The 23,318-nt window shown below is 71.0% G+C and carries 21 protein-coding genes; 19 read left to right on the forward strand and 2 right to left on the reverse strand.

Features of this window, described 5'->3' with window-relative positions; all coding sequences use genetic code 11:
• Nucleotides 1–102 precede the first annotated feature (102 nt).
• From QMK61_RS02800 to QMK61_RS02810, 3 genes are all read left to right on the forward strand, one after another.
• A complete protein-coding gene (locus QMK61_RS02800; RefSeq protein ID WP_302070260.1) occupies nt 103–660 on the forward strand; it encodes an RNA polymerase sigma factor in 558 nt (185 codons plus the stop codon).
• A complete protein-coding gene (locus QMK61_RS02805; protein WP_302070261.1) occupies nt 660–1,640 on the forward strand; it encodes a FecR domain-containing protein in 981 nt (326 codons plus the stop codon). Before QMK61_RS02800 ends, QMK61_RS02805 begins: the two co-directional genes overlap by 1 nt.
• Before the next feature lie 103 nt (nt 1,641–1,743).
• On the forward strand, nt 1,744–4,209 hold the full coding sequence (locus QMK61_RS02810; RefSeq protein WP_302070264.1) for a TonB-dependent receptor: 2,466 nt from the start codon (nt 1,744–1,746) through the stop codon (nt 4,207–4,209).
• A gap of 2 nt (nt 4,210–4,211) precedes the next feature.
• Here the strand turns inward: QMK61_RS02810 and QMK61_RS02815 are convergent, their stop codons facing one another.
• A complete protein-coding gene (locus QMK61_RS02815) occupies nt 4,212–5,075 on the reverse strand; it encodes a DUF535 family protein (protein ID WP_302070266.1) in 864 nt (287 codons plus the stop codon).
• Nucleotides 5,076–5,172: 97 nt separating this feature from the next.
• Nucleotides 5,173–7,668, reverse strand: coding sequence for a TonB-dependent receptor (locus QMK61_RS02820; RefSeq protein WP_302070268.1), 2,496 nt, complete (start codon nt 7,666–7,668; stop codon nt 5,173–5,175).
• 261 nt (nt 7,669–7,929) lie between these two features.
• Between QMK61_RS02820 and QMK61_RS02825 the strand changes: the two genes are divergently transcribed.
• The 16 genes from QMK61_RS02825 (at nt 7,930) to pal (ending at nt 23,300) form a co-directional block, all read left to right on the forward strand.
• Nucleotides 7,930–8,241 (forward strand): zinc ribbon domain-containing protein, encoded by a 312-nt coding sequence (locus tag QMK61_RS02825; RefSeq protein ID WP_302070269.1) that lies wholly within the window; start codon nt 7,930–7,932, stop codon nt 8,239–8,241.
• Between the two features lie 79 nt (nt 8,242–8,320).
• Nucleotides 8,321–8,836, forward strand: coding sequence for a DUF3011 domain-containing protein (locus QMK61_RS02830; protein WP_302070270.1), 516 nt, complete (start codon nt 8,321–8,323; stop codon nt 8,834–8,836).
• 108 nt (nt 8,837–8,944) lie between these two features.
• Nucleotides 8,945–10,708: an aspartate--tRNA ligase gene (aspS, locus tag QMK61_RS02835; protein ID WP_302070271.1), complete on the forward strand. Its 1,764-nt coding sequence runs from the start codon at nt 8,945–8,947 to the stop codon at nt 10,706–10,708.
• 179 nt (nt 10,709–10,887) lie between these two features.
• Nucleotides 10,888–11,523, forward strand: coding sequence for an alpha/beta fold hydrolase (locus QMK61_RS02840; protein ID WP_302070272.1), 636 nt, complete (start codon nt 10,888–10,890; stop codon nt 11,521–11,523).
• A 40-nt stretch (nt 11,524–11,563) separates the two neighbouring features.
• Complete coding sequence (locus tag QMK61_RS02845) at nt 11,564–12,277, forward strand: YebC/PmpR family DNA-binding transcriptional regulator (RefSeq protein ID WP_302070274.1); 714 nt, start codon at nt 11,564–11,566, stop codon at nt 12,275–12,277.
• A gap of 83 nt (nt 12,278–12,360) precedes the next feature.
• Nucleotides 12,361–12,915, forward strand: a complete 555-nt coding sequence (ruvC, locus tag QMK61_RS02850; RefSeq protein ID WP_302070276.1) for a crossover junction endodeoxyribonuclease RuvC — start codon at nt 12,361–12,363, stop codon at nt 12,913–12,915.
• Nucleotides 12,912–13,523: a Holliday junction branch migration protein RuvA gene (gene ruvA, locus QMK61_RS02855; protein ID WP_302070277.1), complete on the forward strand. Its 612-nt coding sequence runs from the start codon at nt 12,912–12,914 to the stop codon at nt 13,521–13,523. Before ruvC ends, ruvA begins: the two co-directional genes overlap by 4 nt.
• On the forward strand, nt 13,520–15,442 hold the full coding sequence (locus tag QMK61_RS02860) for a potassium transporter Kup (RefSeq protein ID WP_302070278.1): 1,923 nt from the start codon (nt 13,520–13,522) through the stop codon (nt 15,440–15,442). Before ruvA ends, QMK61_RS02860 begins: the two co-directional genes overlap by 4 nt.
• 28 nt (nt 15,443–15,470) lie before the next feature.
• Complete coding sequence (locus tag QMK61_RS02865; RefSeq protein ID WP_302070279.1) at nt 15,471–17,360, forward strand: potassium transporter Kup; 1,890 nt, start codon at nt 15,471–15,473, stop codon at nt 17,358–17,360.
• Nucleotides 17,361–17,481: 121 nt separating this feature from the next.
• Entirely contained in the window at nt 17,482–18,537 is a 1,056-nt protein-coding gene (ruvB, locus tag QMK61_RS02870; RefSeq protein ID WP_302070280.1) for a Holliday junction branch migration DNA helicase RuvB, read from the forward strand.
• Nucleotides 18,538–18,678: 141 nt separating this feature from the next.
• A complete protein-coding gene (gene ybgC / locus QMK61_RS02875; protein ID WP_302070281.1) occupies nt 18,679–19,098 on the forward strand; it encodes a tol-pal system-associated acyl-CoA thioesterase in 420 nt (139 codons plus the stop codon).
• 36 nt (nt 19,099–19,134) lie between these two features.
• A complete protein-coding gene (gene tolQ, locus QMK61_RS02880; RefSeq protein ID WP_302070282.1) occupies nt 19,135–19,821 on the forward strand; it encodes a protein TolQ in 687 nt (228 codons plus the stop codon).
• Nucleotides 19,822–19,836: 15 nt separating this feature from the next.
• The gene (gene tolR, locus QMK61_RS02885) at nt 19,837–20,268 is read left to right on the forward strand and encodes a protein TolR (RefSeq protein WP_302070283.1); all 432 of its coding nucleotides are present in this window, start codon (nt 19,837–19,839) and stop codon (nt 20,266–20,268) included.
• Between the two features lies 1 nt (nt 20,269).
• A complete protein-coding gene (locus QMK61_RS02890; protein ID WP_302070284.1) occupies nt 20,270–21,208 on the forward strand; it encodes a cell envelope integrity protein TolA in 939 nt (312 codons plus the stop codon).
• 8 nt (nt 21,209–21,216) lie between these two features.
• A complete protein-coding gene (gene tolB / locus QMK61_RS02895; RefSeq protein WP_302070286.1) occupies nt 21,217–22,536 on the forward strand; it encodes a Tol-Pal system beta propeller repeat protein TolB in 1,320 nt (439 codons plus the stop codon).
• Between the two features lie 254 nt (nt 22,537–22,790).
• Complete coding sequence (gene pal, locus QMK61_RS02900) at nt 22,791–23,300, forward strand: peptidoglycan-associated lipoprotein Pal (RefSeq protein WP_302070287.1); 510 nt, start codon at nt 22,791–22,793, stop codon at nt 23,298–23,300.
• The last annotated feature ends 18 nt before the right edge of the window (nt 23,301–23,318 follow it).

The raw sequence follows: 23,318 nt of genomic DNA on the forward strand, positions 1-23,318 counted from the left end.
GCCGCCGGGCATTTCAATTTCCCCCGCCCGGCGCGTCTAGGCCTGCAACCGGCATCGTGCCGGGAGACACCATGAGCCCACGAAGCGAACGCACCTGACCGCATGGAAAGCCCCACCGGCAGCGATACGGCAGACGGCGGCGCGCGGCGCGCGCACGCCGCGCGCGTGGCCGTGCTGTACCGCGAGCACCACGCGGCACTGCTGGCGTTGCTGCAGTGCCGGCTCAGTTCGCGCGCCGACGCGCAGGAGATCGCGCAGGAGGTGTACGTGCGCTTGCTGGCGATGGACGACATGAGCCATATCGAGACTCCCCGGGCCTTCCTGTTCCGCATGGCGACCAACCTGTCGGTGGACTACCTGCGCAAGCGCGCGGTGCGCGCCGCGGCGCCGCCGGATCCGTCGCCGGAGGAGGACTGGCAGGCCGTCGCGCCGCTGCCCGAGCAGCACGCCTGGGCGCTGCAGCAGTGGAAGCGGGTGCAGGCCGCGCTGCGCGAGCTGCCGGCCAAGACCAGCCGCGCCTTCGTGCTGCACGTGGTCGAGGGGCGCGATTTCGCGGCCATTGCGCGCGACATGAAGCTGAGCGAGCGGATGGTGCGCTACCACGTCAGCAACGCCCTGGCGCATTGCCGGGAACGCTGCTTTGCCACGGAGATGCCGTGATGGACAACCGGCCCGCCACCGAACGGGAGATCGCCCGCGCCGCGGCCGACTGGTGGACGCGCCTGCGCGACCCGCAGCCGTCGGCCGAGGTGCTGGCACGCTGGCAGGCGTGGATGGAGGCCGACGCGCGCCACGCGCAGGCCTTCGAGCAGCTCAACGCGCTGGGCGAAAGCCTGCGCGCCGCCCCTGCGCCGCGGCGGCAGGAGCTGCTGGACGAATTCGCGCCGCGCGCCGCGCGCCCGTGGCGCCGGCCCCATGCGCTGGCGGCCGCCGCCGCGGTGCTGCTGGCGTTGCTGGGCGGCTGGGGCCTGTACCTGGCGCTGGACCGCGCGCCGCCGGCGCAGCGCTACGCCAGCCCGGTGGGCGAGGACCGCGAGATCCGCCTGCCGGATGGCACCGACATCGCGCTGGGCGCGGCCTCGTCGATGACCGCGCGCTACGACGCGCGCCACCGCGACGTGGCGCTGGCCGCGGGCGAGGCCTATTTCACCGTGCGCCACGAACCACGGCCGTTCGTGGTGGATGCCGGCCCGCTGCGCATCGAGGACCTGGGCACCGCCTTCAACGTGCGCCGCACCGGCGAGCGCGTCAGCGTGGCGGTGACCGAGGGCCGCGTGCGGGTGTCGCCCGCCGGCGCGGGCGCGGCCGGGCCGCTGGAGCTGGTGGCGGGCCAGCGCGCCGAATACGATCCGCATGGCGGCGCCTTGCGCGTGTCGCAGCTGGCGGCCGGCGAGGCCACGGCCTGGCGCCGGCACCAGCTGCAGTTCGTCAACGAGCCGCTGGCGATGGTGATCGCCAACGTCAACCGCTACAGCCGCCGCCCGGTGCAGCTGGCCGACCCGCGGCTGGGCCGCCTGCTGTTCACCGGGACCGTGAACACCACTAACATCGACGGCTGGATCGGCGCCCTGCCGCACGTCTTCCCGCTGCAGGTCAGCCGGTTCGCCGACCACGTGGTGCTCTCGGGCACCGGTCACTGACGGCCGCGACGGCCGATGGCGGAGCGGGCATGGCGGTTGGACACGGGCGCCGCGGCGGGCGCGGATGGGCACGATGCGGTCGAAGCGGCCCGCACGGGACGCCATGACGGCGGCCCGCGCGCGGCGCGTGGCGGGGGGCGCGGGCCTGGCGCTGGTCCTGGCGCTGGCCGTTCCCTGCGCGCGGGGCGCCGCGCCCGCACCGGCACCCGCGCCGCTGCTGTCCACGCAGACGCGCTTCGCGATCCCCGCGCAACCGCTGCCCGGGGCGTTGATGGCGCTGGGGCGGCAGGCCGACGTGCAGGTGCTGGCCGCCGGCGCCGCCGTGGCCGACCAGCGCAGCCCGGGCGCCCGCGGTGAGCTGAGCCTGTCGGCGGCGCTGGCCCGGCTGCTGGACGGCACCGGGCTGGACTACGAGGTGGTCGGCGCACGCACCGTGGTGGTGCGCCGGCGCGCGTTCGTGGCGGCGCTGCCGTTCGAGAGCCGGCTGCGCGGCGCCAAGCCGAGCGTGCCGATCGTCAGCGCGCTGGATGCCGTGCACGTCTCCGCGCTGCTGCCGGCCGACGCCGGCTTCAAGGCCGACGCCACCCGCGGCGCCACCCGCACCGACACCGACCTGGCCGACGTCCCGCAGGCGGTCAGCATCGTCACGCGCGAGCGGATGGACACGCAGCAGGCCTTCGAGGTGGCCGACGTGGTGCGCCACGTGGCCGGCGTGGACTACGTGGACGGCTACGGCGGCGCGCCGCTGTTCCGCATCCGCGGCTTCAGCGCCGGCAACGGCATGACCGACGGCATGCCCAACGGCGTGGCGCGCGTCGAGGACCTGCCGCCGCTGATCGCGGTGGAGCGGGTGGAGGTGCTGAAGGGGCCGGAGGCGATCCTGGGCGAGGCTTCGTCGGACGACAGCTTCGGCGGCGCGGTGAACATCGTGATGAAGCGCCCGCAGGCCGAGCCGGTGCGGCGGATGACGTTCTCGGCCGGCCGCTACGACGGCACCCGGCTGGGCTTCGACTTCGCCGGTGCGCTGGACGCGCAGGGGCGGCTGGCCTACCGGCTGGTGGCCGCGGGCAACGACGCCCACCGCACCGCCCAGGGCTACCGCGGCCGGCGCAGCGGCTACCTGGCGCCGTCGATCGCCTGGCGCGACGGGTCCACGCGCCTGCTGCTGGGCGCCGAATACCTGGACAACCGGGTGCCGGTGCCCGACCACGTGGTGCTGCTCGGCGAGTCGCCCGAATCGCCGCTGTCCGGCAATTATTCGCTGGCGCAGGCGTCGCCGTTCGGCGTACTGGCCGGCAATGCGGACGACCACGCGCGTTTCCGCACCCGGCGCGTCTACTACATGGCCGAGCAGGGCCTGGAGGCGGGCTGGAGCCTGCGCAGCCGCGGCCAGTACGTGAGCCAGCGCGACAGCGGCCAGGCCTGGGCCTTCCTGCACGCGGACCGGTCCGGCCAGGCCGACGTGCAGGCCAGCGCCTACCGCTACGCGGACGCGTTCTACACGCTGCAGAACGAGCTGGCGGGGCATGTCGAGCAGGGCGCGCTGACGCACGACCTGCTGTTCGGCTTCGACTACGCGCACACCCGCGAAGGCGGCGGCGCGGGCGGCGGCGTCAGCATGGTGAAGACCAGCACGGTGCATGCCTACGACCTGTTCGCCGGCGGCTCGCTGCCTTCGGCGCGGGTCGCGGCGCAATCGCCCGACACGGTAAGCGCGTTGGGCGGTTCGTGGTCCGTCCGCGAGGGCCTGTTCGCGCAGGACCAGGTGGCCCTGGGCGAATCCTGGGACGTGCTGGCGGCGCTGCGGCGCACCCGCTGGCGGCTCGCCGGCAGCGGCCCCGCCGCCGCGCCGCCACAGCGGCGCGCGATCTGGGTGCCGCGGCTGGGCGTGGTGTACAAGCCGGGCCCGGCGCTGTCGCTGTACGCCTCCAGCGCCACCGGCTTCCAGGCCAGCGCGCTGCTGGGCGAGGACGGCCGGCCGTTGCCGCCGTCGGTGTCGCGGCAGCTGGAAGCGGGCGCGCGCCTCGAGCTGTTCGACCATCGCGCGCGGCTGAGCGTGGCCGGCTACCGCATCCGGCTCGACCACAGCGTGGAGCAGGTATCGCCCGACCCGCCGTACTTCGCCACGCCCGGTCCGGGCCAGACCCACCACGGCCTGGAGCTCGAGTTCGAGGGCCAGCCGTTGCCGGGCCTGGACCTGTCCGCCAACGCCACCACCGCCACCATCCGCAACCGGGACGGCAGCCTGCCGCTCGCGGCGCCGCGGCGCAGCTTCAACCTGTGGGCCAGCTACCGCTTCCAGCACGCGCCGCTCGAGGACTGGAGCGTGGCCGGCGGACTGTTCGCGCGCAGCCGCAGCCTGGGCCGCGCCGCCGACGGCGCGTATTTCGACATCCCTGGCCAGGCCAGCGTCGAGCTCAACGTGAGCTGGCACATGCGGCGCTGGCAGCTGACGCTGGGCGCGAAGAACCTGTTCGCGCGCACGCTGTACGCGGTCGACGCCAACCAGGCCTTCGTGCCGCTGCGCGAGGGACGGGTGGTGCGGTTCAGCGGCACCTACGACTTCTGACCCTAGCCGGCGGCGAGCAGGCCGGGCGCGTGGCGCGGCGGATCCGCGGGCGCCTGGGCGGGCGTCGCGGCCGGGGCCTGCATGCGCTGGCGCAGCGGGTCGCGGAAGGCGTCGAGGAAGGCGCGGCAAGCCTCGCGGCGGAAGGCCTCGCGTTGTCGCCCGGCACGGCGGTCCGGCGGCGGGGTTTCCCGCGCGCCGAGCGTGTCCAACTGCACGCAGGGCAGGCGGTGCCACGCGGCCAGTTCGCGCAGCAGCGACAGCAGCAGCTCGCGCGGCTGCAGGCCGTGGCTGCCGCGCAGGAAGTCGCCCGCGGCGGCGGTGTCCAGGTGCGGGCTGGCGCCCTGCATCGCGCCGACCAGCAGGCCCTCACCGCCGCCGAAGGTCAGGGCGCAGGCGGCCAGCGGTTCGCGTTCGTCGTTCAGCAGCAGCAGGGCCAGCTCGCCGGTCCCGGCCCGTGCCGGCTTGCGCAGGTGCAGGTGGACCGGCGCGCTGCCGTCCGGGCGCAGCGTGGCCAGGCGCACGTCGTGCCCGCGCAGCACCCGATCCCGCAGCCGGGCGGGGAAGCGCCGCTGCACGAAGTCGTAGTGCGCGGCCACCACGCGCTGCCGCGCCGCGGGCCCCAAGCGCGCGGCGATGCAGGGCCGGTGCCAGCGTTCGTACAGCCGCGGATCGACCTGCGCGGCGCGGCGCAGGGCCTCGCCCTCGTCCACCGTGCGCAGCCAGCGCGTCTGCCCGGGGCGCAGCCAGTGCAGCAGCCGCCATGCCGTGCGCCAACTGCGCTCGCCGCAGGCCAGGCGCAGCGACCAGCGGCGGTGCAGCGCTTCCACCCACAGCGCATGCGCGGGTCGCGGTTCCCTGCCGTCCATCGGTTCGCCCTTTCGTGCCCAGTTGCTCCCATGACGCACGGGCGGGCGGTTTTTGAAACGCGGCGGGCCACCGGCCGGCGGCCCGCCGCGTCGGCCATCACCAGCTGTAGCGCACCTTGCCGTAGGCGTAGGCGCCGTTGTAGCCGAACGGCGAGAAGGTGGAGTACGGCAGGGTGCCGTGGTTGCTGTTGTTGGCGATATTGCGGTCGGGATAGGTGTCCAGCGCGTTGTCCACGCCCAGGGTGAAGGTCCAGGCCTGCCAGCGGTAGCTGCCGGCCAGGTCGAGCACCCATTTCGGGCCGAAGGTCTGGTCGACCACGCCCTTGCCCGGGTTGTAGCTGGCCAGGCTGCTGACGTAGTTGGTGTAGCGGCCGTAGCGGGTGAGCGTGCCGGTGAAGCCCCAGTGGCCGAGGTCGTACTGCTCGCTCCAGATCAGCTTGCTGCGCGGCGAGGAGTTGGCCAGGTAGCCCTCGATGTCCTGACGGTTGAGACGCACGAAGCCGGTGTTGCCCAGCGTGCCGAGCACGGCGGGGTTGGGTTTGACGCGGGTGACCCTGTTCTGGTTGTAGTTGGCGCTGAGCGTGCTGGTGAGGCTGCCGGCGTTGCCGAAGTCGGCGAAGTAGGTGCCGACGAAGTCGGCGCCGCGGGTGCGCGTGTCGGCCGCGTTGGTGAAGTAGTTGACGCTGCTGTAGTCGAGGCGGGTGATGCCGTTGGCGGCCAGGTAGGCGACCACCGCGGGCGTGGTGGTGGAGATCGCGCCGGACAGCGCGATGCGGTTGTCGATGTCGATCTGGTAGACGTCCAGGCTCAGGGTGAGCGCATCGGTGGGGCTCCACACCGCGCCGAGGGTGTAGTTCCGTGATTTCTCCGGTTTCAGCGGCTGGGCGCCGAGCAGGCTGGCGATCCGGCTGCCCACCGGCACCAGGCCGCGGTTGTAGATGCCGGCGGGCAGGCCGGGCAGGGTGCCGGCGGCGTAGTACAGCGAGGAGATCTGCGAGAAGTACTCCTGCCCCAGCGAGGGCGCGCGGAAGCCGGTGGACGCGCTGCCGCGCAGGGCGAAGCGGTCGGTGAAGTCGTAGCGGGTGGCCAGCGCGCCGGAAGTGGTACTGCCGAAGTCGGAGTAGTCCTCGTGGCGCACCGCCAGCGAGCCGCCGAGCTTGTCGGTGAGGTTGGTCTCGAAGTCGATGTACTCGGCCACGTCGTGGCGCGCGGCGTCCACCGCGTTGGCCGGCTGCCAGCCGGCGAAGCCCTGCGCGCCGCCCGAGGTGCCGGAGGTGCCCACGTACCACGACGGCTCGCTGCCGGCGTCGATACCGTAGGTCTGGCGCAGGTACTGCGCGCCGAAGGCGATCGTCACCGGGTTGGGCAGCCAGCCCACGTTGGCGTCCTTGGCGATGTCGATGTCGAAGGACTGCTGCGCGGCCTTCAGGATGCCGTCGTCGAACGCCGTCGGGGTGCTGCCGAAGTCGTGCAGGTAGGCGTAGTTGAGGCTGTTGACCGTCTGGTAGGCCACGCGGTTGCCGCCGTAGTTGGCGGAGACGTCCCAGCGCCAGCCGCCCGCGGTCTTGCCGCGCACGCCGGCCACCAGCGACTGGTCGTTCGAGCGGGCGTTCTCCAGCGGCAGGAAGCCGTCGGGGTAGAGCCCGGCGATCAGCGGGTTGTTCGGCGAAGGCGCGTTGGTGCCGTAGCGGAAGAACGCCGGCGAGGTGCTGTTGCGGCGGCTGAAGTGGCCGAAGGCGTAGAACTCCACGCCCGGCGCGATGTCGTACTGCGCGTTGAGCAGCAGGTTGCTGCTGCGCACCCACGGGTCGCCCTGGCGGAAGTTGACGCCCAGCGCGCTCCAGGCCGGCGAACGGTCGTCCGGGCCGGCGCGGTTGGTGTGGTCCTCGTTGCCGTGCTCCAGGGTGAAGCGCAGCCAGCCCCTGTCGCCGTTCAGCGGGATGCCGAAGTCGGCCGAGCCCAACCACTGGCGGCCGTCGCCCGCGGTGTACTGGCCGCCGCTCAGCTCCACGTCGCCGCCCTTGGCGCCCTTCTTCAGGATCACGTTGATCACGCCGGCGATGGCGTCGGAGCCGTACTGGGCCGAGGCGCCGTCGCGCAGCACCTCGATGTGGTCAATGGCCGAGACCGGGATGGTGTTGAGGTCCACCGGCTGCGAGCCGCGGCCGATCACGCCGTTGTTGAGCAGGATCGCGCCGGGATGCCAGCGCTTGCCGTTCACCAGCACCAGCACCTGGTCGGGCGACAGGCCGCGCAGCTGCGCCGGGCGTTGCGTGTCGGCGGTGTCCGCCGCCGCCGGCCGCGGGAAGTTCAGCGAGGGGATGATCCGCGCCAGCGCGGTGGGCAGGTCGTTGGTGCCGGTCTGCTGCAGCACGCTGGCCGGCACCACGTCGATCGGGGTCAGCGAACTGCTTTCGGTGCGGTTGTCGGCACGGGTGCCGGTGACGATCACCGTCTGCAGGTTCTTGGCGTTCTGGTCGGACGGCGCGCCCGCGTCCTGCGCGGCGGCGCCGGTGGAGGCCAGCGCCAGCAGCAGGGCGGCGGGCAGCAGGGCGGCGCGCAGCGGGGGATGGGAGGTGTTCTTGTTGTTCATGGGGACTCTCCGAGAAAATGTTGCGTTGCAGCGAGGCCAAGGTACGACCTCGCATGGCATTGGTCAATGGACGTCTATACGTCCATTCCTGCATAAGCAAACGACTCGACAGATCCAGGGCGGGCGCCGCCGCCGTACGGCTCCCTCGGTTCAGGCTACTCTGGCGGCTGGTGCGTGCCAACCGCGGGCGCATTGAAATCCGTGGCTTCGCCTCGATAATGGCCGCGGAAAGTATCGGGGCCTGCGCCCGGAGTTGTACGAATGCCCATCTACGAATTCGAATGCGCCCAGTGCGGCCACCGCTTCGACCGCCTGCAGAAACTGTCCGACCCCGACCCCGCGGCCTGTCCCGCCTGCGGCGCGCCGCGGGTGCAGCGGCGGGTGAGCGCGCCGTCGTTCCGGCTGGCCGGCGGCGGCTGGTACGAGACGGACTTCAAGAAGGACGGCGACCGCAAGCGCAACCTCGCCGGCGACGCCGCCGCGTCCACGAAGGACGGGCCGGCTGCGACAGCCCCGGCCCCGGCCCCGGCGCCTGCAGCGGCGCCGGCGCCCGGGCCTGCGAAGGGTGATTGAGCGGCCCGGGCGGCGGGAAGGCGTATCCATCCGCCCGGCCCGCCGCTACCTTGACGATGCCATGACCAGGAGGGGTGCCATGAACATCTGGACGAAAATGGCGGCCGTCGCCGCCGGCGTGCTGCTGGCCGGCGCCTGTCTCGCGCCGCGCGCCGCGCTGGCCGGGCGCCACGGCGACCGCAACCAGGAAGTCTATTGCGCCAGCAGCGACAGCCGGGGCACGCGCTGCCAGATGCCGTGGCGGGATTCGGCGCTCGCCCGGCAGATGTCCGATGCCGCCTGCATCAAGGGGCGGACCTGGGGCAGCGATCCCTACACCGTGTGGGTCAAGGGCGGCTGCCGCGCCAATTTCCGCGACGCCCGCGGCGGCTACGACCGCCCCGGCCGTGACGACCGCGAGGTCTACTGCGCCAGCAACGACAACCGCGGCACGCGCTGCCGCATGCCCTGGCGCCATTCCGAGCTGTCGCGGCAGATGTCCAAGGCCGCCTGCGTCGAAGGACGGACCTGGGGCAGCGACCCTTACAGCGTGTGGGTCAAGAACGGTTGCCGCGGGCAATTCCGCGAGGCCCGCGGCGGCCGCCCGCGCTGGTAGGCCGGCCGCCGGAGGCGCGGCGCACTGCGCCGGGGGATGTCGCCGTGATGCTAAGATTCGCGGCCTTTCCCCCGTTTCCCAAGGGCGCCCGCCCGGAGTTCCAAGCGCATGCGCACGCACCACTGCGGCCTCATCGATGAATCGCTGGTCGGCCAGACCGTCACCCTGTGCGGCTGGGTCAACACCCTGCGCCTGCAGAGCCACGTCGCCTTCGTCGACCTGCGCGACCACGAGGGGCTGGCGCAGGTGGTGGTGGAGCGCGACAACGCGCCCGCCTTCGCCGTGGCCGGCGAGCTGGGCTACGAGTACTGCGTGCGGGTCACCGGCACGATCCGCAAGCGCCTGTCCGCCAACGACAAGCTGAAGACCGGCACGGTGGAGCTGCTGGCCGACACGGTGGAGATCCTCAACGCCGCGCGCGACCTGCCGTTCGCGCTGCACGAGAGCCCCAACGAGGACCTGCGGATGACCTACCGCTACCTCGACCTGCGCCGCCCGGAGATGCAGGCGATGATGCGCAAGCGCATCAGGCTGGTGCAGGCGCTGCGCCGCTACCTCGACGCGCGCGGCTTCCAGGACATCGAGACGCCGATCCTGACCAAGGCCACGCCGGAGGGCGCGCGCGATTACCTGGTGCCCAGCCGCGTGCATGCGGGCCAGTTCTACGCGCTGCCGCAGTCGCCGCAGCTGTTCAAGCAGATCCTGATGGTGGCCGGCTTCGACCGCTACTACCAGATCGCCCGCTGCTTCCGCGACGAGGACCTGCGCGCGGATCGCCAGCCGGAATTCACCCAGCTCGACCTGGAGTTCGCCTTCGTCGAGGAACAGGACGTGCAGGACTTCGTGGAGGAGCTGATCCGCCACGTGTTCAAGGAAGTGCAGGGCGTCGAACTGGATGCCGTCTTCCCGCGCATGACCTGGGCCGAGGCGATGCGCCGCTTCGGTTCGGACAAGCCCGACCTGCGCATCGCGCTGGAGCTGGTGGACATCGCCGTAGCGGTGAAGGGCGTGGAGTTCAAGGTGTTCGCCGAGCCGGCCAACGACCCGGCCGGCCGCGTCGCCGCGTTGCGCGTGCCCGGCGGCGCGTCGCTGTCGCGCAAGGAGATCGACGGACTGGCCGAGTACGTCGCCAGGTACGGCGCCAAGGGCCTGGCCTGGATCAAGGTGGATGACCGCGCCAAGGGCCGCGAAGGCGTCAGCTCGCCGGTGGCCAAGTTCCTCGACGACGCGGCGCTGGAGGCGGTGCTCGCCGCCACCGGCGCGCAGTCCGGCGACATCGTGTTCGTCGGCGCCGGCAAGTGGAAGGCCGTCACCGACTTCATGGGTGCGCTGCGGCTCAAGGTCGGCAAGGACCGCGGCCTGGTCGAGGCGGGCTGGAAGCCGCTGTGGGTCACCGACTTTCCGATGTTCGAATACGACGAGGAAGGGCAGCGCTACGTGGCCCTGCACCATCCGTTCACCGCGCCCAAGGTCGACGACATCGCCGACCTCAAGGCCAACGCGGCCACCGCGGTGAGCCGCGGCTACGACATGGTGCTCAACGGCAACGAGATCGGCGGCGGCTCGATCCGCATCCACCGGCCGGAGATGCAGAGCGCGGTGTTCGAGCTGCTCGGCATCGGCGCGGAGGAAGCCGAGGCCAAGTTCGGCTTCCTGCTCAAGGCGCTGAAGTTCGGCGCGCCGCCGCACGGCGGCCTGGCCTTCGGCATCGATCGCATCGCCGCGCTGATGGCCGGCACCGAGTCGATCCGCGACGTGATCGCCTTCCCCAAGACCACCAGCGCGCAGGACCTGATGACCGACGCGCCCTCGCCGGTGGGCGAGGCGCAGCTCAAGGAGCTGCACGTGGTGGTGGCGGCCACGAAGGCCTGAACGCCCGCGGCATTTCCTTCTCCCCTGCGGGGAGAAGGTGGCCCGAAGGGTCGGATGAGGGGCGGGTGCTTGCGGCGAGATTGGGTGGGGCGAGGCTTTGTAGCTCCATCATCGCAAGATTGGCCCCTCACCCCAGCCCTCTCCCCGGAGGGGAGAGGGAGCAAAGAGCACGCTGACCGATGCCCGAACACATCATCCTGTTGCACGGCCTGTGGATGCGCGGCTTCGCACTGGGCATGCTGCATCGGCGGCTGATCGCCGAGGGCTTCCGCGTGCACCGCTTCGACTACATGAGCGTGGCGGCGACGCAGGAGCACATCCTCAAGCGCCTGCACGCGCGCATGAACGAGTGCGGGCCCGCGCCGGTGCACCTGGTCGGCCACAGCCTGGGCGGCCTGCTGGCCCTGCGCGCCTGCGCGGGCGAGGCCGCGCTGCCGCCGGGGCGCATCGCCTGCCTCGGTTCGCCGCTCAGGGGCAGCATCACGGCGCGGCGCTTCGCCGGGCTGGGGCGCGGCGGCGAGGTGCTGCTGGGCCACAACCGCGAATTGCTGGAACACGGCTTCGAGCGCTGGGACGGCCCGCGCGAGCTGGGCGTGATCGCCGGACGCATGCCGCTGGGCCTGGGCTCGATGCTGGTGCAGGTGGACGGCGAACACGACGGTACCGTGGCGGTGGCGGAAACCCGCCTGCCGGGCCTGGCCGACCACTGCGTGGTGGAGACCAGCCACACCGGCCTGCTGTTCTCGCCCGAGGTGGCGCGGCTGGTGGCCGGGTTCCTGCGCACGGGGCGGTTTGCCGCCGCCGGGGGCGATTGAAGTAAAATCGCCCGCTTGTCCACAGTTCAGGTTGCCAGCCATGGGTAGAGGCCCGTCCATCGAAGGCCGCAAGAACGCCGAAGACGCCAAGCGCGCCAAGGTGTTCACCAAGCTGATCCGCGAGATCACCGTCGCCACCCGCGCCGGCGTGGCCGATCCCGCGCTCAACCCGCGCCTGCGCGCGGCGGTGGACAAGGCGCTGGCGGCGAACATGCCCAAGGACACCATCGAGCGCGCGATCAAGCGCGGCTCGGGCGCCGACGGCGCCGGCGAGGAGATGCGCTACGAGGGCTACGGCCCGGGCGGCGTGGCGCTGATCATCGACTGCTTCACCGACAACCCCACCCGCACCGTGGCCGACGTGCGCCATGCGCTGTCCAAGCACGGCGGCAACCTGGGCACCTCCGGCTCGGTGGCGTTCCAGTTCACCCGCTGCGGCGAGCTGGTGTTCGCCACCGGCGGCGACGAGGCGGCCGAGGAGAAGGTGCTGGAAGCGGCGTTGGAGGCCGGCGCCGACGACGTGGTGAACGAGCACGGCGAAAGCACCGTGCTGTGCGCGCCGGAGAGCTTCGAGGCGGTGCAGCAGGCGCTGTCCGCCGCGGGCCTGGAGGCCGAGCACGCCGGCGTGGGCATGCGCCCCAACAACCGCGTGCCGGTGCCCGGCGACGCCGCCGAGGCGCTCGCCGCCCTGCTGGACAAGCTGGACGCCCTGGACGACGTCAGCGAGGTCTACCACAACGCCCTGCTGCCGTGATGCAGGCGCGCGCGGGACAGCGGGAATAGGGGCTCCGCGGAACGGGCGGCATCGAGGCCGCCCGTCCCGGTTCCCGCCCAGCCATGACGACACCGATTCCAGCCTCCGCCGCGCCGCCCGTGCGCATCCTCGGCATCGACCCGGGCAGCCAGCGCACCGGGGTGGGCATCATCGACGTCGACGCGCGCGGCCGGCTGACGCACGTCTTCCACGGCACGCTCGCGGTGGCGGGCGAGGCCAGCTTCCCGCTGCGCCTGAAACGCATTTTTGACGAGCTGGGTGACATCATCGCCGCCCATCGTCCGGTGGAGTGCGGGGTCGAGCGCGTGTTCATGGCGCGCAATGCCGACTCCGCCCTGAAACTGGGCCAGGCGCGCGGGGCGGCGATCTGCGCGGTGGTCGGCCAGGGGATCGTGGTGCACGAATACGCAGCGACGGAAGTGAAGCAGGCCGTGGTCGGCAGCGGCCGCGGCGACAAGGCGCAGGTACAGCACATGGTCGGCGTGCTGCTGGGCCTGAAGGGGCCGCTGCAGGCCGACGCCGCCGACGCGCTGGCGATCGCGGTGACGCACGCGCACACGCGCGCCAGCCTGGGCCGCGCGGGCATCCCGCGCGGGGCCTGGAGGCGGGGCCGGTGATCGGCCGCCTGCGCGGCATCCTGGCGTCCAAGCAGCCGCCGTGGCTGCTGGTGGACGTGGGCGGCGTCGGCTACGAGCTGGAAGCGCCGATGTCCACCATCTACGACCTGCCGCCGGTCGGCAAGGAAGTGGTCCTGCTCACCCACTACGCGGTGAAGGAGGACAGCGTGGCGCTGTACGGCTTCCTGCACGAGTCCGAGCGCGCGCTGTTCCGCAACCTGCAGAAGGTGTCCGGCATCGGCGCCAAGATCGCGCTGGCGGTGCTGTCGGGCGTGTCGGTCGACCACTTCGCGCGGCTGGTGCAGGCCGGCGACGTGGTGGCGCTGACCAAGATCCCCGGCATCGGCAAGAAGACCGCCGAGCGCATCGTGGTGGAGCTGCGCGACCGCGTGGACGGCCTCGGCGCCGGCGCGCCGGGCGTGGCCGGCAAGGCGGCCGGCGCGCCGCTGGACGCGGTGGGCGAGGCCACGGTGGCGCTGCAGCAGCTCGGCTACAAGCCGGCCGAGGTGGCCCGGCTGGTGCAGAAGGTGGCCGCCGACGGCGACGCCGCCGAGGCGATCATCCGCAAGGCGTTGCGCGTGGCCCTGGGCGGCCAGGTGCCCGCATGAGCGAGCCGGCGAAGACGGAGCCCGCGGCGCAGTCCGCCGACGGGGCCGAGCGGCTGCACGGCAGCAAGCGGGCGCTGATCCTCGGCGCCATCGGCGTGGTGTTCGGCGACATCGGCACCAGCCCGCTGTACACCATGCACGAGACCTTCCTGCCGGAACACGGGCTGCACCCGCACTCGACCACCGTGCTGGGCATCCTGTCGCTGGTCACCTGGTCGCTGATCATGGTGGTGGCGGTGAAGTACGTGAGCCTGGTGATGCGCGCCGACAACAAGGGCGAGGGCGGCATCATGGCGCTGATGGCGCTGGCGCAGCGCGCCGTCGGCGGCTCCGTGCGCATGCGCAGGCTGGTGGTGCTGATGGCGCTGCTGGGCGCGGCGCTGTTCATCGGCGACGGCGTGATCACGCCGTCGATCTCGGTGCTGTCGGCGGTCGAGGGCCTGAAGGTGGCCGCGCCGCACCTGGGGCATTCGGTGGTGCCGATCACGGTGGCGGTGCTGCTCGGCCTGTTCTGGCTGCAGCGGCACGGCACCGCCAAGGTGGGCGCGCTGTTCGGCCCGGTGATGGTGCTGTGGTTCCTCAGCCTGGGCGTGATCGGGGTGTGGAACATCGTGCGCTCGCCGGGCGTGCTGTGGGCGCTCAACCCGTGGTACGCGGTGCAGTTCTTCATGAACCACGGCACCACCTCGATCCTGGCGCTGGGCTCGGTGGTGCTGTGCGTGACCGGCGCCGAGGCGCTGTACACCGACATGGGCCACTTCGGCCGCTTCCCGATCCGCGCCGCCTGGTTCTTCTTCGTGATGCCGGCGCTGCTGCTCAACTACTACGGCCAGGGCGGCCTGCTGCTGCACCATCCCGAGGCGATCGCCAACCCGTTCTACCACGCGGTGCCGGGCTGGGCGCTGTACCCGATGATCGGGCTGGCCACGCTGGCCACGGTGATCGCGTCGCAGGCGGTGATCTCCGGCGCGTTCACGGTGACGCGGCAGGCGATCCAGCTGGGCTTCATCCCGCGCATGCAGGTGGTGCACACCTCGCGCGAGGCGATCGGGCAGATCTTCCTGCCGTGGGTGAACCGCTCGCTGATGGTGACGGTGATCGCCACGGTGATCGGCTTCGGCTCGTCCAACGCGCTGGCCGGCGCCTACGGCATCGCGGTGACCGGCACGATGGCGATCGACACCACCCTGACCATGATCGTGGCGCGGCGCATGTGGCACTGGAACCGCGCGGTGGTGATCTGCGCCGCGCTGCTGTTCCTGTGCATCGACCTCAGCTACTTCGGCGCCAACACGCTGAAGATCCCCGACGGCGGCTGGTTCCCGCTGGTGCTGGGGCTGGCGATGTTCATCATGATGACCACCTGGCGGCGCGGGCGCGAGCTGGTGGTGCGCGAGATCAAGCAGGGCGGCCTGGCGCTGGCGCCGTTCATCGAGAACATCAGCGAGCACCCGCCGCTGCGGGTGCCGGGCACGGCGGTGTTCCTCACCGCCAACCAGGAGGCGGTGCCGCACGCGCTGCTGCACAACCTCAAGCACAACAAGGTGCTGCACGAGCGCAACGTGCTGCTGACGGTGGAAGTGCTGGAGACGCCGATCGCCGAGGCGGACGAGCGCATCACGATCGAGGACCTGGGCGGCGGGTTCCACGGCCTGGGGCTGCGTTTCGGCTTCGCCGAGGACCCGAACGTGCCGCTGGCGCTGTCGCAGTGCGCGCGCGCGGGCCTGCCGTTCGACATGATGGACACTACCTTCTTCCTGTCGCGGGAGAACATCGTGGCCGACGCGGGCCGCCCCGGCATGGCGCTGTGGCGGGACAAGCTGTTCGCCTTCCTGTCGCGCAACGCGCTGCCGGCCACCGCGTTCTTCCAGATTCCCGGCAACCGGCTGATCGAGCTGGGCGCCCAGGTCGAGATCTGAGCCTACCCGCTCCGCGAGGCCTTTCCCCATGACCGTCCAGGATTCCGCCGGCCAGCCCCGCCAGCGCCTCGCCGCCCTTGCGCTCGGCGCGGTCGGCGTGGTCTACGGCGACATCGGCACCAGCCCGCTCTACACCTTCAAGGCCGTGTTCGGCGAGCAAGGCATCGGCCCCGCGCCGCAGAACGTGCTGGGTGCGTTGAGCCTGATCTTCTGGTCGCTGGTGGTCGTGGTGTCGGTGAAATACGTGCTGTTCATCATGCGCGCCGACAACAAGGGCGAAGGCGGCATCATGGCGCTGATGGCGCTGGCGCAGCGCAGCGTGCGCGAGATGCCGCGCGTGCGGCTGCTGATCGCGCTGCTGGGGATCTTCGGCGCCGCGCTGTTCTACGGCGACGGGGTGATCACCCCGGCGGTGACCGTGCTGGGCGCGGTGGAGGGCCTGGAAGTGGCGGCGCCGACGCTGGCCGCATGGGTGGTGCCGATCGTGCTGGGCGTGATCGTGGCGCTGGCCTGGCTGCAACGCCACGGCAGCCACCGCATCGGCGCGGTGTTCGGGCCGGTCTGCGCGGTGTGGTTCGTGGCCATCGCGGCGCTGGGCGTGGCCGGCATCGCGCGGCATCCGGACGTGCTGCGGGCGCTCAGCCCCGGCTACGGGGTGGCGTTCTTCCTGCGCAACCACGCCGAGGCGTTCTTCGCGCTGGGCGCGGTGGTGCTGGCGGTGACCGGCACCGAGGCGCTGTACGCCGACATGGGCCACTTCGGCCGCCGGCCGATCCGCGTCGCCTGGTTCTACTTCGTGCTGCCGGCGCTGCTGCTCAATTACTTCGGCCAGGGCGCGCTGCTGTTGCAGCACCCCGGGGCGGCGTCGAACCCGTTCTACCTGCTGGTGCCGCGGATCCTGCTGTATCCGATGATCGCGCTGGCCACCGCGGCGGCGGTGATCGCCTCGCAGGCGGTGATCTCCGGCGCCTTCTCGATGACGCGCGAGGCGATCCAGCTCGGCTACGTGCCGCGCATGCGGGTGGTGCACACCTCGGCGGAGATGTCGGGACAGGTCTTCGTGCCCTGGATCAACCGGGCGCTGCTGCTCCTGATCGCGGCGGCGGTGCTGGGTTTCCGCTCGTCCGACAACCTGGCTTCGGCCTATGGCATCGCGGTGACCGGCACCATGGTCATCACGACCCTGCTGGCGCTGATCGTGGCGCGCCGCCAGTGGCGCTGGCGCCTGCCGACGGTGCTGGCCACGGGCGTGGCGCTGCTGACGGTGGACCTGGGCTTCTTCAGCGCCAACATCGTCAAGATCGAATCGGGCGGCTGGTTCCCGCTGGCGCTGGGGCTGGCGATGTTCATCATGATGACCACCTGGCGGCGCGGGCGCGAGCTGGTGGTGCGCGAGATCAAGCAGGGCGGCCTGGCGCTGGCGCCGTTCATCGAGAACATCAGCGAGCACCCGCCGCTGCGGGTGCCGGGCACGGCGGTGTTCCTCACCGCCAACCAGGAGGCGGTGCCGCACGCGCTGCTGCACAACCTCAAGCACAACAAGGTGCTGCACGAGCGCAACGTGCTGCTGACGGTGGAAGTGCTGGAGACGCCGATCGCCGAGGCGGAGGAGCGCATCACGATCGAGGACCTGGGCGGCGGGTTCCACGGCCTGGGGCTGCGCTTCGGCTTCGCCGAGGACCCGAACGTGCCGCTGGCGCTGTTGCAGTGTGCGCGCGCGGGCCTGCCGTTCGACATGATGGACACCACCTTCTTCCTGTCGCGCGAGACGGTGGTCGCCGATCGACGCCGCCCCGGGATGGCGCTGTGGCGGGACAAGCTGTTCGCGTTCATGGCGCGCAACGCGCTGCCGGCCACCGCGTTCTTCCAGATTCCCGGCAACCGGCTGATCGAGCTGGGCGCCCAGGTGGCGATCTGAGGGCGGGAGCGGGGAACAGGGACGGGGAACAGCAGGATCTCGCAGCTCATCTGCAACCATGAGAGGCGAAGCGCGTCTGATCGGCAGTGCCTTCCCCGTTCCCCTCGGCCATAATCCCCCCATGACCGAAGCGCGCATCATCACCCCCTCCGCCCAGCTCGACGACGAGGCGCTGGAGGCGTCCATCCGCCCGAAGCGGCTGGCCGAGTACCTGGGCCAGCAGGCGGTGCGCGAGCAGCTGTCGATCTACATCGAGGCGGCGAAGAAGCGGGGCGGGGCGCTGGACCACGTGCTGATCTTCGGCCCGCCGGGGCTGGGCAAGACCACCCTCAGCCACGTCATCGCCAACGAGCTGGGCGTGAGCGTGCGCTCCACCTCCGGCCCGGTGCTGGAGCGCGCCGGCGACCTGGCCGCGCTGCTCACCAACCTGGAACCGCACGACGTGCTGTTCGTGGACGAGATCCACCGCCTGTCGCCGGTGGTCGAGGAGGTGCTCTACCCGGCGATGGAGGATTTCCAGATCGACATCATGATCGGCGAGGGCCCGGCCGCGCGCTCGATCAAGCTGGACCTGCCGCCGTTCACCCTGATCGGCGCCACCACCCGCGCCGGCCTGCTCACCGCGCCGCTGCGCGACCGCTTCGGCATCGTGCAGCGGCTGGAGTTCTACTCCCCCGACGAGCTGACCGCGATCGTGCGCCGCTCGGCGCGCATCCTGGGCATTGACTGCGACGTCGAGGGCGCGACCGAGATCGCCCGCCGCTCGCGCGGCACCCCGCGCATCGCCAACCGCCTGCTGCGCCGGGTGCGCGACTACGCCGAGGTGCGCGCCGGCGGCCGCATCACCCACGCCGCGGCGCAGGCCGCGATGGACATGCTGAAGGTCGACGCCGAGGGCTTCGACGAGCTGGACCGTCGCCTGCTCGCCACCATCGTCGAGAATTTCGACGGCGGCCCGGTGGGGGTGGAATCCCTGGCCGCCGCGCTCAGCGAGGACCGTGGCACGCTGGAGGACGTGGTCGAGCCGTACCTGATCCAGCAGGGTTTCCTGGTCCGCACCGCGCGGGGCCGCATGGCCAGCGCCAAGGCCTGGCGCCACCTGGGCCTGGCGCCGCCGCCGCGGCAGGCGCTCCCGGCCGACCTGTTCGGCGGCACGGAACCGCCGGCCCATGGCTGACGCGCTTTTTGCTCCTCCCCCTGCGGGCAGGGGGAGGCTGGGAGGGGGTTCAACCTCGCGGCAAGGCGGCCTACCCCTCCCAACCCTCCCCTGCACGCAGGGGAGGGAGGGTGATACCCGACTGCTTCCAGGTTTCCTGCAATGACCGCGATTCAAGCCGCCGCCCCCTTCGCCTGGCCCGTCCGCATCTACTGGGAAGACACCGACGCCGGCGGCGTGGTCTACCATGCCAGCTACCTGCGCTTCCTGGAGCGGGCCCGCACCGAATGGCTGCGGGCGCTGGGCGTGGACCAGGGCGCGCTGAAGGAACGCACCGGGCTGGCCTTCATGGTGCGCGGGATGCAGCTGGATTTCCTGCGCCCGGCCCTGCTGGACGATGAACTGCAGGTAACGGTGGAAGTCCGGGAACGGCGCGCTGCCAGTATCCTTTTCGCCCAGTCGATCCGCCGGGCGGACGGCACCGAGCTGCTGCGCGCCGAGGTGCGCGTGGCCTGCGTGGATATCCGGCGCATGCTGCCGATGCGCATCCCGCCCGGCACGATCCCCGGCTTCGACAACTGACAACCAACCCCTTATGCGGCGGAGCACCCTCGAGCAATGAACAGTGGACTGAACATTTTCAAGCTGATAGCGGATTCCAGCTTGCCGGTGCAACTGGTGCTGCTGGTGCTGGTGGTGTTCTCCTTCCTGTCGTGGGTGATCATCGTGCGCAAGTACTCGCAGATGAAGGCCGCGATGGAGAACGCCGAGGCGTTCGAGGAGCGCTTCTGGTCCGGCGCCGATCTGGCCCAGCTGTTCCGCGAGGTGAGCAACCGCGGCGCGGAGAACGGCGGCATGGAGAATATCTTCGAATCCGGCTTCCGCGAGTTCGCCCGCCAGCGCCAGCGCCGCGTGCACGACCCGCGCATCGTGATCGAGGGTTCCGAGCGCGCCATGCAGGTCACCGTCACCCGCGAGATCGGCCTCTTGGAGCGCAACCTGGAATTCCTCGCCAACGTCGGCTCGATCAGCCCCTACGTGGGCCTGTTCGGCACCGTGTGGGGCATCATGGGCGCGTTCCAGGGCCTGGGCCAGGTCAAGGACGTCACCATCGCGGTGGTGGCGCCGCACATCTCCGAGGCGCTGATCGCCACCGCGATGGGCCTGTTCGCCGCGATCCCGGCCCAGTGGGCCTACAACCGCTACGCCAACAAGGTGGAGCGCGTGGCCTCGCGCTACGACGTGTTCCAGGAGGAGTTCTCCTCCGTGCTGCAGCGGCAGATCCAGTCCGACGACGCGGCCTGAGCGGGGGCGACGACCATGCGTACCGCCCGGCGCCACAAGCGCTTCAAGCTGAAGTCCGAGATCAACGTCGTGCCGTACATCGACGTGATGCTGGTGCTGCTGATCATCTTCATGGTCACCGCGCCGATGATCAACGCCAGCGTCGACGTGAACCTGCCGCAGGCCGAGGCCAAGGCGCTGCACACCAAGGACCAGCCGGTGATCGTCTCGGTCGACCAGGACGGCAAGCTCTACCTCACCCTGGGCGATTCGAAGAAGGAGCCGATCGACGCCGAGGCGCTGAAGGTGAAGGTGGGCGCCTTCGTGAAGGAAAACCCGGACGTCAGCGTGCTGGTGGCCGGCGACCGCGGCGGCAAGTACGACGGCGTCTACCAGGTGCTGGCCGACCTGCAGCAGGCCGGCGTGGCCAAGGTGGGCCTGATGAGCACGCCGGAGTCGGGCAAATAGAATGCGCGACCGTAACGCGACCCCCAAGGCGGTGGTCGTCTCCGCCGTCCTGCACCTGGGCATCGTGGGGTTCCTGTTCCTCGCGATGCTGCCGTGCGCCAGCTACGAAAGCTTCTTCGACGCGCTGCACCTGCCGCGCTGGATGAACCCGATCACCTGTTCGGCGCCGCTGCAGCTGCAGGGGCCGATCATCGAGGCCACCCTGATGGGGCCGACCGGCAGCCCGCCGCCGAAGGCCAGCAAGGCCAAGCCGGTGCCGCATACGGTGCCACCGCCGCCCACCGTGCCGCCGCCCACGCCGCCGCCGACCCCCGCGCCCAAGATCAAGACCCTGCCGCCGCCGCCCGAGCATCCGGACGTGAAGGACCAGGAACGCGTGGTGGAGCAGGGCCTGCAGAAGGCCGAGGAGCAGCGCGAGCAGCAGGAACGCCAGCGCCAGCGCCAGGCCGAGCTGGACGCCCAGGCGGCCAAGCGCAAGGAAGAGCTGAAGAAGGTCGACGAGCTGTTCGCCAAGATGGACGCCGCCTCGCGCCAGACCCGCCAGCTCGACAACAAGGCCCGCCAGGCCAAGCAGCAGCTGGCCGACCTCAAGAACGCCCAGGACGACGGCCAGGCCGACCTGCCCGCCGCCGAGCAGCGCCAGAGCGGCAACAACAGCGCCGACAGCGCGCTGCGCGACCGCTATGCAGCGGCGATTCAGAATGCGGTCACCCCCAATTGGTTAAGGCCGGATAACATGCCGAACGTACCGTGCAAGGTCCATATCGTGCAGTTGCCCGGCGGCGAGGTGATGAGCGCCACCGTCGATTCCAGTTGCCCGTACGACGATGCCGGCCGGCGCTCCATCGAGAACGCGGTGTTGCGGACCAAGACCTTGCCCTACAAGGGGTTCGAGAAGGTGTTCAGCCGCGACATCATCCTCACTTTCATGCCGCGATAATCCTGCCCATGTCCAAATCCAGCTCCCTGTTCGCCCTCGTCCTGCTGGCCGTGGCGTCCCTCGTCGCGGGCCCGGCGGCGGCGCAGTCGCTCAACGTGGACATCGTCGGCGGCCTGAAGACGGCCACCCCGATCGTGGTGGTGCCGTTCGCCCAGCCCCAGGGCGCCGCGCTGCCCACCGACGTGGCCGACGTGATGCGCAACGATTTCAACCGCTCCGGCAAGTTCCGCTCGCTGGCCAAGAGCGAGATCGTCGAGCAGCCGACCCAGGGCTCGGAGATCAAGTTCGCCACCTGGCGGCTGCTCAAGCAGGACTACATCGTGGTCGGCCGCATCACCGACGCCGGTGACGGCAAGGTCCAGGTCGAGTACGAGCTGTGGGACGTGAACAAGCAGCAGAGCCTGCTGCACCAGCAGATGCCGCCGGCCCCGGTGGGTGACCTGCGCGGCGTGGCGCACCAGATCGCCGACCTGATCTACCAGAAGATCACCGGCGTGCGGGGGGCCTTCTGGACCCGCATCGCCTACATCACCGCGGTGGGCTCGGGCAACAACATGACCTACTCGCTGATCGTGGCCGACTCCGACGGCTACAACCCGCAGGTGGTGGCCCGCTCGCACGAGGCCCTGCTCACCCCGCGCTGGTCGCCGGACGGCAACAAGATCGCCTATGTCTCGTTCGAGAGCGGCAATTCGGCGATCTACGTACAGGACATCACCACCGGGGCGCGCACCCTGATCTCCGGCCGCAGCCGGGGCATCAACGGCGCGCCGGCCTGGTCGCCGGACGGCAGCCGCCTGGCCATGTCCCTGTCCTACCAGGGCAACCCCGAGCTCTACATCATGAACGTGGCCACCCGCCAGGAGACGCGGCTGACCAACAACCTGGCGATCGACACCGAGCCGGTCTGGGCCCCGGACGGGCAGAGCATCTACTTCACCTCCGACCGCTCCGGGCGGCCGCAGATCTACCAGGTCCCGGTCAGCGGCGGCACGCCCACCCGGATCACCTTCCAGGGCCAGAGCAACTACGACTGCGACGTCAGCTACGACGGCAAGCAGATCGCCATGGTGCAGTCCAACGGGAACGTGTATCGTATTGCGATCCTGGATCAGGGCCTGGGTGGCCAGGTTCGCTATATTTCGCCGGGTCCCCTGGACGAATCGCCGAGTTTTGCGCCGAATGCCAGCATGCTGCTGTACGCCTCCAGCGAAGGCCGTCATGGTGTGCTTTATGCCGTCTCCGACGACGGCATGGTCCGCCAGCGCCTCGTGCTCTCCGACGGCGATGTGCGCGAGCCGTCCTGGGGGCCGTACCGGACGCATTGAATCTGGCCCGGCGACGCCCGTCAGCGGGCGCCGCCGGGTGACCTAAGGAGGGGCCCGAGGCCGTTCAAAGCGTCCCCGGTTGTGGGCCACGGCGGTTCCGCCGTGGCCTGTCGTGCAGGTCGCGCAGGGCATCGCGCGGCCGGCAGCAAGCTTTGCAACTGAAGAAAAAACAACAGCCGGACCACCGGCGACCGTCCCGTAACCACAATCGTCATCGACTGTCGGAACACCAACCCGTTTGAAGGAACGTCACCATGAACAAGACCGCTCGCGTTGCCCTGGTCGCCCTGCTTTGCGTGGGCGCGGCCGCATGTTCCAAGAAGCAGGAAGTCAAGCCGCAGGCCCCTGCCGCCGAGCAGCAGGCCCCGGCTCCGGCCCCTGAGAGCAATGGCAAGTACACCCCGGCCGACCTGCAGACCGACGCCTGCCTGCGTCAGCGCGTGGTCTACTTCGACTTCGACAAGTCGGAGATCAAGCCGGAGTTCCAGCAGATCATGGCCTGCCACGCCAAGTACCTGCAGGACCGCCCGACCGCCCGCATGCGCCTGGAAGGCAACACCGACGAGCGCGGCACCCGCGAGTACAACCTCGGCCTGGGCGAGCGCCGCGCCAATGCGGTGGGCAGCGCCCTGGAGGCCAACGGCGCCTCGGCCAGCCAGATCAACGTGATCTCCTACGGCAAGGAAAAGCCGGTGTGCCGCGAGCACAACGAGGATTGCTGGAGCAAGAACCGCCGCGTCGAGATCGTCTACACGGCCGAGTAATGAAGCACCCTCTGGTCC

Source organism: Fulvimonas sp. R45 (genome assembly GCF_030504985.1).
GTDB lineage: Bacteria > Pseudomonadota > Gammaproteobacteria > Xanthomonadales > Rhodanobacteraceae > Rhodanobacter_A.